Here is a 13,665-nt window from a genome sequence, read left to right as displayed (position 1 = left end):
CGTGCGGAGGTTCCTGGCCGTACACCCGCCCGCGCACCGGCGGTTCCGGTCCTATCCGCGGGCCGCCGCGTAGCCGGCCAGCCAGTCGGGGAACTGGGTGAGGTCGTCGAGAACGACATCGGCGCCGGCGGCCCGCAATCCGTCGGCATCGTAGGGGCCCGTCGTCACACCCACCGCGAGCACCTCGGCGGCCTTGGCGCCGCGCATGTCCCCGGCGTGATCGCCGACGAAGACGTGCGCGGACTCGGCCCGCAGGACCTCGGCCTTGCCGGTGGACCACAGGTCACCGGCGAGACGGTCGACGGTCCAGCCGAGATGGTCGATGTGCAGTCGCGCGTTCGGCTCGAACTTGCCGGTGACCACCAGCGTGCGTCCGCCACCCGCGCGCACCGTGTCGAGCGCGGCGCTCGCGCCGGGCAGCGCGGGGATGTGCGCGACGACATCGGGATAGAGCGCGCGGAACCGGGTGACCAGGTGGGGGATCAGGTCGTCGGGGGCGCCCGCGTCGGCGAGCAGGGTGGCCAGCGGCGGCCCGAGGTGGTCGGCGAAGTGGCTGCCGACCATCGGCAGATCGAACTCGCGCGCCAGGGTGTCGATCGCCAGGGCGACACCGGGACGCGAGTCGATGAGGGTCATGTCGAGATCGAAGCCGACGATGAGGGTCACGAGACCGAGCGTATCGCCGACGCCCGGAACCCCTGGTTACGGGCTGATTCACGTGGAACGCCGGATGCACTCGATGCCGAAAACGCTTGGGGGAGTTCGGTTGTGTGATGCACAGCGTGCATCACAGCACCGATGGTCGAAAGTATGGCGATTTCGGAGCCGGCGCGGCTATGCCAGGTCACCACCCCGTTCGCGGGTTCGACAGTCAGGAATGCACGGTCACGAGCAGTGACTGCCACTGTGCATCGACTGCCATGTTCAGCTACTGGCCGCCGCGGTGAACGGCGCGACCACCGGCACCGCGGCGGGCCGGGACGGATGCTGCCACACGCCCTTGCGCTCCAGAATCGGCAGCACACCCTCCCCGAACCAGTACGCCTCCTCCAGATGCGGGTACCCGGACAGGATGAAATGGTCGATCCCGAGCGCGGCGTACTCGAGCAGCCGCTCGGCCACCTCCGCGTGCGAGCCGACCAGTGCCGTCCCCGCCCCGCCACGGACCAGACCGACCCCGGCCCACAAGTTGGGGGCGATCTCGAGCCCGTCGGTGCTCCCGTTGTGCAGCTGCGCCATCCGGCGCTGCCCCTCGGACTCGCTGTTGGCGAGGCTGGCCTGCACCCGCGCGATCTCGCCCGGCGCGATGCCGGCCAGCAGCCGGTCGGCCTCCGCCCACGCCTCGGCGGCGGTATCGCGGCTGATGACGTGGATGCGCAGACCGAAGTCGACGGTGCGGCCTTCGATCGCGGCCAGGCCCCGGATCCAGTCGAGCTTCTTCGCCACCGCGTCGAGGGGTTCGCCCCAGGTCAGATAGGTATCGGCGTAGCGGGCGGCCACCGGGCCCGCGGGACCGGAGGAGCCGCCGAAGAAGACCGGCGGAACCGGGTCGGGCCGGGCACTGAGCAGCGCGTCGCGCACCTGCAGATGCTCACCGCTGAAACTGATCGGCTCGGTCGACTCCCACAGCTCGCGCACGATGCGCAGGAACTCCCCGGTGCGGGCGTAGCGCTGCGCCTTGTCCAGGAAGTCGCCGTAGGCGTGCTGCTCGCGCGGCTCACCGCCGGTGACCACATTGAGCAGCAGCCTGCCGCCGGAATGCCGCTGGAACGTCGCCGCCATCTGCGCCGCCAGGGTGGGGCTGACCAGGCCGGGACGCAGCGCCACCAGGAACTTCAGCGTCTCACTGGTCTGTACCAGCATCGCCGTCGTCAGCCAGGCGTCCTCGCACCACGCGCCGGTCGGGGTCAGCACGCCCTCGAAGCCGTTGTCCTCGGCCGCGGCCGTGAGCTGGTTCAGATAGCGCAGCGTGGCCGGGCGATCGCCGGACATGAAGCTGCCGTGTCCGCCGGCGACCAGCCCGCGCGAATCGCCATACGTGGGCAGGAACCAGTGGAACGACAGTCCGCGCTCGGTCATGTCCGCCTTTTCGTCGCAGTGATGGGAGTCGGTTATCGACTCTGACCGGCGAAGGCGGCGACGTCACGGATTCGGATCAGCGTGCGTGCAACCCCCGACACGCCGCGGCGCGACCGAGCCGAACTAGACGTAACTATGCGAAACACGTAATCTTGCCGGAGGCTCGGGCGACGATGCGCGAGCGGCGACGGACCCTACGAAACGAGTTTCCTCAATGACGCGGCATGTCGACGTACTGATCATCGGCGCTGGCCTGTCCGGAATCGGCACGGCTTGTCACCTCACCCGCGAGCAGACCGGACGCAGCTACGCGATCCTGGAGCGCCGCGAGAACATCGGTGGCACCTGGGACCTGTTCAAGTACCCCGGCATCCGCTCCGACTCGGACATGCTCACCTTCGGCTTCGGATTCCGTCCCTGGATCGGCACCAAGGTGCTCGCCGACGGCGCCAGCATCCGCCGGTACGTGGAGGACACCGCCAAGGAATACGGCGTCACCGACCACATCACCTTCGGCCGCAAGGTCGTCACAGCCGCCTTCGACCGCGCCTCGGCCTTGTGGACCGTGACCGCCCTGATCGAGGCGACCGGCGAGACCGAGACCTGGACCGCCAACTTCCTGGTCGGCGCCAGCGGCTACTACAACTACGACGAGGGCTACCAGCCCACCTTCCCCGGTCAGGACGACTTCCAGGGCCGGATCGTGCACCCGCAGCACTGGCCCGAGGACCTGGACTACAAGGGCAAGAAGGTCGTCGTCATCGGCTCCGGCGCCACCGCGATCACACTGATCCCATCGATGGCCGACGACGCCGCGCACGTCACCATGCTGCAGCGTTCGCCCACCTGGATCCAGGCGCTGCCGTCGGAGGACCCGGTCGCGGTCGGCTTCAAGAAGTCGCGCGTGCCCGACCAGATCGCCTACAAGATCGGCCGCGCCCGCAACATCGCCCTGCAGCGCGCCAGCTTCCAGCTCTCGCGCACCAACCCCGAGCTGGCCAAGAAGCTGATGCTGGCCCAGGTGCGGCTGCAAGTCGGCAAGAACGTGGACCTGCGCCACTTCACCCCGAGCTACAACCCGTGGGATCAGCGCCTGTGCGTGGTGCCCAACGGCGACCTGTTCAAGGTGCTCAAGAGCGGCAAGGCCGACATCGTCACCGACCGCATCGCCAAGTTCACCGAGAAGGGCATCCTGACCGAGTCCGGCCAGGAGCTCGAGGCCGACATCATCGTCACCGCCACCGGCCTGAACGTGCAGATGCTCGGCGGGATCACCCTGAGCATCGACGACGAGCCGGTGAAGTTCAACGAGACCGTCGCCTACAAGAGCGTCCTGTACTCCGACATCCCGAACTTCCTGATGATCATCGGCTACACCAACGCGTCCTGGACGCTGAAGGCCGACCTCGCTGCCGCCTACCTGTGCCGCGTCCTCAACATCATGCGCGACCGCGGCTACACCACCTTCGAGGTGCACGCCAACCCCGAGGACATCGCCGACGAGTCGCTGATGGGTGGCGCGCTCACCTCGGGCTACATCCAGCGCGGCAACGACGCGATGCCGCGGCAGGGTGCCCGTGGCGCCTGGAAGCTGGTCAACAACTACTACCGCGACCGCACGCTGATGCACAAGGCGCCGATCGAGGACGGCGTGCTGCGGTTCAGCAAGGTCGGCACCGCCGTCAAGCCGGGCGAGAAGGTCGTCGGCGCCTGACTGGCGCTACGTCGAACCTGACAGGGTCCGTCACACCATCGGTGTGGCGGGCCTTTTCGCATCCAGGGGCCCGATCCGCTTGTGCGGAGCCGATTTCGGTCGCCCGGGCGAATTGTCAGTGCCTCCCGTACTATCGCGATCGAAGACACCGCCCGGGGAGATGAAGGAGGACGGTGTGGGATCTCGCCTACCGGCGACCATCCGTGACGCGGGGATGTGGCTGCGGCGTTTCGCCGCGACGACACCGGGTGTGCTCGGTGTGGTGCTCGTGGTGCTCACGGTGGCCTGCGTGGTCGCCGGATCGACTGCGGGACAACAGCTCGACGCGAAGGTCGGGCGCACCGAACAGGTGCTGGACCGGACCGAACCGCTGGCATTCGCCGCGCAAAGCCTCTACGTCTCGCTGTCGGCGGCCGATGCCGGCGCGGCGACGGCGTTCCTGTCCGGCGGCATCGAATCACCGCAGGTGCGCGACACCTACGAGCAGTCGCTCGCCGAAGCCGCCGCGGCACTGGCGGAAGCGACGGCGGGCGCGACCGACGCGCAGACCAGGGCGATCGTCGCCCGCATCGCCGCCGACCTGCCGACCTACACCGGTCTGGTGGAGACCGCCCGCGCCAACAACCGGCAGGGCTTCCCGGTCGGCTCCGCCTACCTGCGGCAGGCCTCGGACCTGATGCAGACCTCGTTGCTGCCCAACGCCGAACAGCTCAACAAGGCCCGTTTCGCCGCGGTGCGCGAAGACCAGCACCGCATCGGCGCGCTTCCATGGACCACGATCGTGCTCCTGCTGCTGGTCCTGGCCGCCTGCGCCGTCGGTTCGGTGGTGCTGCTGCGCCGCACCAACCGGCTGGTGAATGCCGGTGTCGCCCTGGCCGCGGCCGCCGCGCTGCTGGCCGTGCTGTGGTCGGTGGGCGCCACGCTGACCGCCGCGCACCTGCTCGACACCGGCGACTCGGGAGCCGGCGCGCGCGTGGAGAATCTGGCAGGCGCCCGCATTCTGGCCCAGCAGGCCCGCACCGACGAAACACTGGCCCTGATCACCCGCGGCGACATCACCGCGCCCGAAGCGGCCTTCCAGACCCACACCACCAACCTGGAAGAGCGCCTCACCGCCGCAGGGGCGGCCGACTCCGAAGCCGGTCGCGCACTGACGAATTGGACCGCAGGCCATAACGCCCAGCGCACCGCCTACGAGAAGGCCGACTACACCGGTGCCGTCACCCAGGCGATCGGTACCGGCCCGGACAGCTCGGCCACCAGCTTCGCCCGCCTCGACCACGAACTCCGCGACGCCCTCGCCCAGGCCCGCACCGACCTGCGCGACGGCGTCGACGCCGCCGGAACCACCTTCATCCTCAGCCCCTTCGGCACCCTGATCCTGCTGCTGGCCGCCGCGGGCGCGGTGATCACCGGCCTGTGGCCCCGAATCAAGGAATTCCTATGAGCACGCGGCGTCCCTTGCTGATGGCGGCGCTGGCCGCGGCGGTCGTGTTGGTCGCCGGTTGTGGTGGCGCGCCGGAGCCGTCGACGATTCCGGCGACCGCGGTCGCGCCGCCGCTGCCCGGTGCGGAGGCCATCACCTCGGCGCCTGCCGCGGAAGGCACCGGTGCCTGCGATACCGAGGCGACGTTGGCGCCGACGAGTCAACCGCGGCCCGGCGCGATGCCCGCCGGGTCGTCGATGGCCGTGATCGTCGCGAACGGCAGGCTGCGGGTCGGCGTCGATCAGAACACCTACATGTTCGGGTTCCGCAATCCGTCCACCGGACGGCTGGAAGGCTTCGACATCGACCTGGCGCGGGAGATCGCGCGCGACCTCTTCGGCGATCCCGACAAGATCGAACTGCGCTCCGTCGCCGCCGCCGACCGGATCCCGCTGCTGCAGGAGAAGAAGGTCGACATGATCGTGCGCACCTTCTCGGCAACCTGCGAACGACGACGCGATGTCGACTTCTCCAGCGTCTATTACCGTGCGGCGCAACGCATCGCCGCCCCGAAGGGCGCGGGGATCACCAACGCCGCTGGTCTGGCGGGCAAGCGGGTGTGTGTCACCAAGGGCACCACGGCCGCCGCGCCGCTGTTCTCGCTGCCGACGCCGCCCAGTGTGCTCGGCGTGACCAACTGGACCGACTGCCTGGTGGCCCTGCAGCAGGGCACGGTCGACGCGATCAGCGGCGACGAGCCGATCCTCGCCGGATTGGTTGCCCAGGACCGCAACCTGGAGCTGGTCGGCGACCCGATCGGCGCCGGCGCCTACGCGGTCGGCGTCCCGAAGGGCACCGACGACCTGGTCCGGTTCGTCAACGGCGTGCTCGACCGCGCCCGCGCCGACGGCACCTGGCAGCGGATCTACCAGCAGCACCTGGCGGTACTCGGCCCGTCGCAGGGCCCGCCGGTGCCCCGGTACGCGGGATGACCTGGCCGATGCTCGGCATCGTCGAGATCGATCGTGAACTGGCGGCGCGCACAGCGGAATTGGCGACTGTGACGACCACGCTGCTGGAGCTGGACCGCCACCCCGGCCTGGCCCTGGTCCGCCGGTATCCGCCGACGGGGGAGACCGCGCGGCGCTGGGCGCCGGTCGAGAAGGCGCTCGGCGAACTCTGGGAGGACCTGGGCCGGGTGCGCGCCATCGTGGCCGAGGCCGAGCAAGTCCGCGGCGGTCGTGGCCGGGTCGACGATCGCGCCCGCGCCCGCCTCACCGAACTGCTGCGCGGCCGCCCGCATGAGATCGCCCGCATCCCGATTCCGTTGGCGCAGCGTGGACTCACCGGAGCCGCCGAAACGATCGTGACCGTCGGCATCGCGGATTCGCTGGACCGCATGCGCGCCGCGTTCGCCTTCGTCGCGCCGTTCGCCGAACAGGTCGAGGCGGTGGACCGGCAGGTCATCGGCGCGCTCGCCCCGCTGCAGCAGCGCGTCGAGCGGGCGCACGGCGCGCTGGACGCGGCCGCCGAGCCGCTGACGGCGCTGTTGAGCCGGGCGGGAACGGACCCGCTCGGTTTCGCGCCGGGTGAGGTCGCCGCCGCACTCGCCGCGCTCACCGCACTGGTCGAGACCGAATCGGCCCGCCATGCCGAACATCTCGCCGTCGCGGCCGATCTGCCCGGCGCGGTCGAGACCCTGCGCAGGCAACTGACCGGACTCGACGAGCTGCAGCGCCGCGCCGACGACACCGTCGCGCAGGCCGAACACAAAGTCACCACGGGCGAACTACCCGGTGGCGGCGAACCGGCTGCGCGGCTGCGCGGCGAGCTCGACACGCTCGGCCCGCACCCCACCCGCCCGACGGTGGAATACCTCCTGGCCTTGCGCGCACGCGCCACCCAGGCAGGCGAAACCGCAATGCGGAGAGAAGAATTGGCGCGCGGACTGCTGGACCGGCGGGCCGAGCTCCGCGGCAGGCTGACCGCCTACCGCGCCAAGGCGGCACGTCTTGGCCTCAGCGAGAACCGCGACGTGCTCGCCGCCGACCGCATCGCCGCGGGACTGCTCAGCCGGACACCATGCGATCTGGCCGCTGTCACCCGGGCGGTCGCGGACTATCGTTCGATCATCGGGGAGAAAGCGGGGCGGACAGCATGACATGTAGTGAACCGGGGTGCGGCGGCGCCGTCGAAGACGGCTACTGCGCCGTCTGCGGCACCGCCCCCGTGGCGAGCGCGCCACCGCCGACCCCGGCGCCCGCGGCCAACGGCGGCCGGTCCTCGCGCACCACCGCACAGCCACGCAACGGCACCCCGCCACCAGCGCCCGGCGTGTGCGCCGAACCCGGTTGCGGCGGAACGATCGCCGACGGCTACTGCGAAACCTGCGGCACCGCCCCGACCGCGACCGCCGTGTACAGCCCGTCCGCGCCGACCGTCAGCGCCAGCGGCCGCACGTCGAGCCGCTCGGTGCGCACCCACCGCTCCGGTTCGGCCCGCTCTGCCGCGCGCGGCAGGCTCGGCGCGGGCCTGGTCGAGGTGCCGCCGGTGCCGCGCGTCGACCCGGCCACGGCGGTGCTCACCGACCCGCAGGTCCCCGAATCCGATCGCTTCTGCGGCAAGTGCGACAAGCCGGTCGGCCGCAGCCACGACGGCGTGCCCGGTCGCACCTCCGGGTTCTGCCCGCACTGCGGCACCCGCTATTCGTTCGTGCCCCGGTTGCGCGCAGGCGATCTGGTGGGCGGGCAATACGAGGTGGCGGGTGCGCTCGCACACGGCGGTCTCGGCTGGATCTACCTTGCCGTCGACCACCGGGTCAACAAGCGCTGGGTGGTCCTCAAGGGCCTCATCGACACCGGCGACAGCGACGCGCTGGCGGCGGCACTGGCCGAGCGGCGGTTCCTGGCCGAGGTCGACCACCCCAACATCGTCAAGATCCACAACTTCACCGAACACGCCGACGCCGACGGCGAGCCGGTCGGCTACATCGTCATGGCCTACGTCGGCGGCACCTCGCTCAAGCAGATCCTGCGCAAACACCGCGCCGAGCACGACAGCTACCTGCCGCCCGCCCAGGCCATCGCCTACGTGCTGGAAATGCTGCCCGCGCTGGGCTATCTGCACGCCCGCGGCTGGGCGTACTGCGATTTCAAGCCCGACAACGTGATGCAGACCGAGGAGCGGCTCGAGCTGATCGACCTCGGCGCCGTCATCTCGATGGACGACCGCACCAGCCCGATCTACGGCACCCTGGGCTATCAGGCGCCCGAGATCGCCGAGACCGGCCCCACCGTGGCTACCGAGGTCTACACCGCGGGCCGCACCCTGGCCGTGCTGATGATGCGGGTGGCTTCGGCCGGCGGCAAGCTCGGCCCACTGCCGACGCCCGACACCGAACCCATTCTCGCCCAGCATGATTCGCTGCATCGGTTCCTGCTGCGGGCCACCGACGACGAGCCGCTGGCCCGCTTCGGCTCGATGTCGGAGATGGCCGACCAGCTCACCGGCGTGCTGCGGGAGGTGCTGGCCACCGGCGACGGCATCCCGCGCCCCGGCATGTCGAGCTCGTTCGGCCCGGCCCGCGCGGTCTTCGGTATCGACAGCACCACACCGGAACCCGCCGCGCTCATCACCGGCCTGCCCGCCCCGCTGGTCGATCCGGGCGACAGCGGCGCCGCACTGCTGGCCACCACCGACGCGGCGACCCCCGCGGAACTGGAAGCGGCGCTGACCGCCGGTCTGCGCGCGGTGGTCACCGGATCCGGTGAGTCGGTGGAGATTCCGCTGCGCCTCGTGCGCGCCGAACTGGAAGCAGGCGAACCGGAGGCCGCCCTGTCCCGCCTCGACGCACTGGCCGAGGAGCTGGAGTACGACTGGCGCCGGGTCTGGTACCGCGCCCAGGCCGCCTTGCTGACCGGCGACCACGCCTCCGCCGCAGCCGATTTCGAGGCCGTGTACGCCGCACTGCCCGGCGAGCCCGCCCCCAAACTCGCGTTGGCGGCCGCGCTGGAACTCGGCGCCGAGGGCGACGAGGCCGATCTGCGCCGCGCGCTCGCCCTCTACGAGCTGGTGTGGCGCACCGACCACACCTACCTCTCCGCTGCCTTCGGCGCCGCCCGCCTGCGCCGCGCGGCAGGCGACCGGACCGGCGCGGTGACAGTCCTCGACCAGGTGGACCGCACCTCGTCGATGTTCACCGAGGCCAGAGTCTCCGCCGTCGAAACCCTGCTGGCGCGCCGAGACCCGGCCGACCTGGACGAGACACTGCTGCGCGAGGCGGGTGAGCGCGTCGAACGGCTGAGCCTGGACTCGCGCGCCCGCACCGCCCAGGTACGCATGCATGTGCTGGAGGCGGCACTGAACTGGATCCGGTCGGGACAGCGACCGAGCGCGGCAGGCAAGCTGTTGGACGTGGAATTCACCGAGCAGGGAGTGCGGACGGGGTTGGAACGATGCTTGCGGACATTGGCGCGGGAAGCCGACGACATGTGGACCCGGTTCGTGCTGGTGGATCAGGCGAACGCGGTGCGGCCGAGGACCACGCTGTGAGCGCGCCCGGTTGTCCGGACTGCGCGGGATCGGCCAGGGCGGGGCACCGCTTCTGCGAGGGGTGCGGGCGCGAACTCGGCGTGCGCAAAGCCGCGCTGCCGATCCACGATCCGGCCACGGTGCCGCAGTGCTCGACCTGTGGGGAACGACGCTACGAGGGCGGCCGCTGCGTACAGTGCGGCAGCCCGAAACCGGTTCCCGACCGATTCGAGGACGATCTCGGCGCGGTGTACATCCTCACCGACCGCGGAATCAGTCACTCCCGCAACGAGGACGCCGTCGCCGCGGCCGTCCGTGACGGCGACGGCACGCGCGTCATCGTGGTCAGCGACGGCGTGTCCACCTCCCAGGACCCGCAGGCCGCCTCCGGCACCGCGGCCAGGGCCGGTGTCGACGCGGCACTGGCCGCACTCGCCGACGGCCGCTCCGCGCAGGACAGCGCGATGGCGGGCCTGGCGACCGCGACCGCGGCCGTGCGCGGAATGTCGCGCTCGAGCGAATACGCGCCCTCGTGCACGTATGTGTCGGCGATCGTGCGCGAGACCCCCGAGGGCACCGAGATCACCGTCGCCAATGTCGGTGACAGCCGCGCCTTCTGGCTCGCCGCGGGCGATCCCACCGCCTCGCGCAGGCTCAGCGTCGACGACTCCTGGGCCCAGGCCCTCGTCGACGCGGGCGCCCTCGACGAGGAAGCCGCCATGCACGACCCCCGCGCGCACACCCTGCTGCGCTGGCTCGGCGCCGACGGCGGGGAAGCGCCGTGGTCGGCGCACTGCCTGCAGCGCATGGTCGCCACCGAACCGGGCACCCTGCTGCTGTGCAGCGACGGCCTGTGGAACTACCTGCCCGACGCCGTCGCCCTCGCCGGCTTCACCGTCGAGACCTCACCGCAGGCCGCTGCCCGCGCGCTCGCCGACTTCGCCTTGAACAGCGGCGGCAGCGACAACATCACGGTCGCGCTGGCCCCGGTGCCCGCGCCCGGCGCCGTATCGCCCGATCCAGGAGTGTCATGAGTTCTACAGGGACCGAAGGTATTTCGATCGCCGTCGACCAGAACGAGTTCCTCGCCGAAGGGGCGAGTGTGGTGGACGCGGTACTCACGGTGACCACCGGCCCCGAGCTCGCCGTCGCCGCGACTCCGCCACCGCGGCTGGAGATCCTGATCATCGACTGCTCCGGCTCGATGGGCAACAAGCGCAAGTTCGAGAACGCGCGCAACGCCACCCGCACCGCTCTCGACGAGATCCCCGACGGCACCGCGTTCGCGATCATCGAGGGCACCGAGCAGGCCAGGATGATCTACCCCACCAAGGGCATGTCGGCTCCCGCCGACCGCGGCAACCGCAGCGCCGCGCGCCGGGCACTGGACCGGCTGCGGCCCGACGGCGGCACCGCGATGGGTTCCTGGCTGGCACTGGCCCGCCAGGTCGCCGCCGCGCACCCCGGCGCGCAGGCGCATGCCATCCTGCTCACCGACGGCAAGAACGAACACGAGTCACCGGAGCAGCTGACCACCGAACTCGACCGCGCCGAAGGCCTTTTCGTCTGCGACTGCCGCGGTGTCGGCGACGACTGGATGGCCGCCGACCTGCACAAGATCTCCTCGAAGCTGTCCGGCGACGCCGACATGGTGGCCGACCCCAAGGACCTGGCCGCCGACTTCGCGAAGATGATGCGCTCCTCGGTGGCCCGCGTGATCCCCGAACTGACCTTGAAGGTATGGACCCCGGCGGGCGCGCGGGTCCGGATGGTCAAGCAGGTCTCGCCGGTCCTGGAAGACCTGACCGCGCGCCGCGTCGACACCGGCCCGCAGGTGGGGGAGTACCCGCTGTCGTCCTGGGCGGCCGAGGAACGCGAATACCACGTGCAGATCGAACTGGAACCGGCCGCGCCCGGCCGCGAGAAGCTGGCCGCGAGACTCAGCGTGCTGGCAGGCGACGACGTCCTCGGACAGGGCCTTGTGCGGGCGGTGTGGACCACCGACACCACGCTGTCCACCCGGATCAGCACCCGCGTCGCCCACTACACCGGTCAGGTCGAACTGGCCCAGGCCGTGCAGGAGGGTCTGGCGGCGCGCCGCAGCGGCGACCTGACCACCGCCACCGCCAAGCTGCGCCGCGCGGTGGAACTGGCGGCCGCGTCCGGCCACGAATCCACCGCCAAGCTGCTGCGCGGCGTGGTGGAGGTCGACGACCGCGACGGCACGGTCAAGCTGCGCGGCGAGGTCGCCGCCGCCGACGAACTCGCACTCGACATCCGCTCGACCAAGACGGCGCGGGTCCGGCCGGAGGGTTCCTGACATGCCGGTCTGCGCGGACGGACATCTGTCGCAGTCGATCGACTACTGCGATGTGTGCGGGTCGGCCCTGGACGGCGCCCCCGCGCCGGATCAGGCCGGTCTGCGGCTGTGCCCGTCCTGCGCCACACCGACCAGCGGCAGATTCTGCGAGGTCTGCGGACACGATTCGGCCCTGCCCGCACCCCCGCAGGCAGCGCCCGTCGAGCACCGCGGTGCGGACCCGACCGTGCTCCGAACCCCCGGCCCGGACGAGGTCCACGCGACGGACAGCGCGGCGCCGGTCTGGGTCGCGCGCGTCTTCGCCGACCGCGATTTCTACGTCCGGGTCCGTGCGCGCAAGGGTCCCGACGCCGAGCGGGTCGACTTCCCCGACTTCTATCCCGAACGCCGGATCGTGTTGCGCGGCAACCAGTTCCTGATCGGGAAGCGGTCGGCATCGCAGGGCATCGTGCCCGAGATCGACCTCGGGATCGCGCCGGTCGACATCGGGGTCTCGCGCGCGCATGCGATGATCCAGGTGGATCCGGGCGGCGGACTCACCATCACCGACCTCGGCTCCACCAACGGGACCAGCCTGGACGGCGCCGACGCGCCGATCGCACCCCAGGTCGCGGTCGCGCTGCGCGACGGCAGCCGGATCCATGTCGGCGGCTGGACCACCATCGCGATCGGCACCGGGCCATAGACGTATCTGTTCACCAAACCGTAGGGTCGGGGCCATGACGAAGTTCGACGGGAAGACCTGCCTGATCACGGGCGCCGCCAGCGGCCTCGGCCGCGCCACCGCGTTCGCGGCCGCCGCCAAGGGCGCTGCCCTCGTGCTCACCGACATCACCGCGGCCGCGCTCGACGAGACGGCCGCCGAACTGCGCGCCGCGGGTGCGACGGTGCATCTGGCCCACGCCGCCGACGTCAGCGACCATTCCGCTGTCGTCGGCCTGGCCGCGCACACCTTCGAAGCGGTGCGCCACGTCGACATCGTCATGAACGTCGCGGGCATCGCCACCTGGGGCACCGTCGACAAGCTCACCCACCAGCAGTGGCGCCGCACCGTCGACATCAACCTGATGGGCCCGATCCACGTCATCGAGGAGTTCGTCCCGCCGATGATCGCGGCCAAGCGCGGCGGCCATCTGGTGAACGTCTCCTCCGCGGCGGGCCTGTTCGGACTGCCCTGGCACGCGCCCTACAGCGCCACCAAGTTCGGCCTGCGTGGCGTCTCGGAGGTCCTGCGATTCGATCTGCGCCGCCACAAGATCGGCGTCAGCCTGGTCTGTCCCGGTGCGATGGCGACCCCGATGGTCGACAGCCTCGACATCGCCGGCGTCGACCGCGACAGCGCCGCCCTGCAGAAGGCGATGAGCCTGTTCCTGCGCCACGCCGTCACCCCCGAGCAGGCCGCCGCCGCCGTCGTCAAGGGCGTCGAGCGCAACCGGTACTGGGTCTACACCTCCCGCGACATCCACCTCGCCCACTGGGGCCAGCGCTACTTCCCCTTCGGCTACACCCTCGCCATGCGCGGCCTCAACTCGGCGATGACCAACTACGCCACCAAGAACGAACTGGTCCGCTGACAGGCCGAGACCGCGCTGAACC

General features: G+C 70.9%; 11 protein-coding genes. 9 read left to right on the top strand and 2 right to left on the bottom strand.

Going from position 1 to position 13,665, the window contains the following annotated elements:
* Positions 1-51: 51 nt before the first annotated feature.
* Positions 52-666 (bottom strand): HAD family hydrolase, encoded by a 615-nt coding sequence (locus IEY60_RS00710; protein WP_189022673.1) that lies wholly within the window; start codon positions 664-666, stop codon positions 52-54.
* Between the two features lie 258 nt (positions 667-924).
* On the bottom strand, positions 925-2,079 hold the full coding sequence (locus IEY60_RS00705) for an LLM class flavin-dependent oxidoreductase (RefSeq protein ID WP_189022671.1): 1,155 nt from the start codon (positions 2,077-2,079) through the stop codon (positions 925-927).
* 214 nt (positions 2,080-2,293) lie between these two features.
* On the opposite strand from IEY60_RS00705, the gene IEY60_RS00700 reads away from it, so the two are divergent.
* The 9 genes from IEY60_RS00700 to IEY60_RS00660 all read left to right on the top strand — a co-directional run bounded on the left by IEY60_RS00700 (position 2,294) and on the right by IEY60_RS00660 (position 13,643).
* A complete protein-coding gene (locus tag IEY60_RS00700; RefSeq protein ID WP_189022669.1) occupies positions 2,294-3,793 on the top strand; it encodes a flavin-containing monooxygenase in 1,500 nt (499 codons plus the stop codon).
* A gap of 175 nt (positions 3,794-3,968) precedes the next feature.
* A complete protein-coding gene (locus IEY60_RS00695; protein WP_229739459.1) occupies positions 3,969-5,240 on the top strand; it encodes a GlnX family signal transduction membrane protein in 1,272 nt (423 codons plus the stop codon).
* Positions 5,237-6,211 carry a glutamate ABC transporter substrate-binding protein gene (locus IEY60_RS00690; RefSeq protein ID WP_189022667.1) on the top strand — a complete coding sequence of 325 codons (975 nt, stop codon included), beginning with the start codon at positions 5,237-5,239 and terminating at the stop codon, positions 6,209-6,211. Before IEY60_RS00695 ends, IEY60_RS00690 begins: the two co-directional genes overlap by 4 nt.
* Positions 6,208-7,380, top strand: coding sequence for a hypothetical protein (locus IEY60_RS00685; RefSeq protein ID WP_189022665.1), 1,173 nt, complete (start codon positions 6,208-6,210; stop codon positions 7,378-7,380). Before IEY60_RS00690 ends, IEY60_RS00685 begins: the two co-directional genes overlap by 4 nt.
* The gene (locus IEY60_RS00680) at positions 7,377-9,770 is read left to right on the top strand and encodes a serine/threonine-protein kinase (RefSeq protein WP_229739458.1); all 2,394 of its coding nucleotides are present in this window, start codon (positions 7,377-7,379) and stop codon (positions 9,768-9,770) included. Before IEY60_RS00685 ends, IEY60_RS00680 begins: the two co-directional genes overlap by 4 nt.
* Positions 9,767-10,783, top strand: a complete 1,017-nt coding sequence (locus tag IEY60_RS00675) for a PP2C family protein-serine/threonine phosphatase (RefSeq protein ID WP_229739457.1) — start codon at positions 9,767-9,769, stop codon at positions 10,781-10,783. The genes IEY60_RS00680 and IEY60_RS00675 overlap by 4 nt, the downstream gene beginning before the upstream one ends.
* Positions 10,780-12,069, top strand: a complete 1,290-nt coding sequence (locus IEY60_RS00670; protein ID WP_189022663.1) for a vWA domain-containing protein — start codon at positions 10,780-10,782, stop codon at positions 12,067-12,069. Before IEY60_RS00675 ends, IEY60_RS00670 begins: the two co-directional genes overlap by 4 nt.
* A gap of 1 nt (position 12,070) precedes the next feature.
* Positions 12,071-12,754, top strand: a complete 684-nt coding sequence (locus IEY60_RS00665) for an FHA domain-containing protein (RefSeq protein ID WP_189022661.1) — start codon at positions 12,071-12,073, stop codon at positions 12,752-12,754.
* Between the two features lie 34 nt (positions 12,755-12,788).
* Positions 12,789-13,643 (top strand): SDR family oxidoreductase, encoded by an 855-nt coding sequence (locus IEY60_RS00660; RefSeq protein ID WP_189022659.1) that lies wholly within the window; start codon positions 12,789-12,791, stop codon positions 13,641-13,643.
* The last annotated feature ends 22 nt before the right edge of the window (positions 13,644-13,665 follow it).

Origin of the sequence: Nocardia rhizosphaerihabitans (assembly GCF_014646295.1) — a bacterium.
Lineage (GTDB): Bacteria > Actinomycetota > Actinomycetes > Mycobacteriales > Mycobacteriaceae > Nocardia > Nocardia rhizosphaerihabitans.
The sequence above is the reverse complement of the archived record's forward strand: the minus strand, read 5'-3'. Positions and strand labels throughout refer to the sequence as shown.

Coding starts and splice junctions, on each gene's coding strand:
- IEY60_RS00690 (WP_189022667.1), top strand. CDS start 5,237: ATGAGCACGCGGCGTCCCTTGCTGATGGCGGCGCTGGCCGCGGCGGTC.
- IEY60_RS00685 (WP_189022665.1), top strand. CDS start 6,208: ATGACCTGGCCGATGCTCGGCATCGTCGAGATCGATCGTGAACTGGCG.
- IEY60_RS00680 (WP_229739458.1), top strand. CDS start 7,377: ATGACATGTAGTGAACCGGGGTGCGGCGGCGCCGTCGAAGACGGCTAC.
- IEY60_RS00670 (WP_189022663.1), top strand. CDS start 10,780: ATGAGTTCTACAGGGACCGAAGGTATTTCGATCGCCGTCGACCAGAAC.
- IEY60_RS00660 (WP_189022659.1), top strand. CDS start 12,789: ATGACGAAGTTCGACGGGAAGACCTGCCTGATCACGGGCGCCGCCAGC.
- IEY60_RS00700 (WP_189022669.1), top strand. CDS start 2,294: ATGACGCGGCATGTCGACGTACTGATCATCGGCGCTGGCCTGTCCGGA.
- IEY60_RS00665 (WP_189022661.1), top strand. CDS start 12,071: ATGCCGGTCTGCGCGGACGGACATCTGTCGCAGTCGATCGACTACTGC.
- IEY60_RS00705 (WP_189022671.1), bottom strand. CDS start 2,079: ATGACCGAGCGCGGACTGTCGTTCCACTGGTTCCTGCCCACGTATGGC.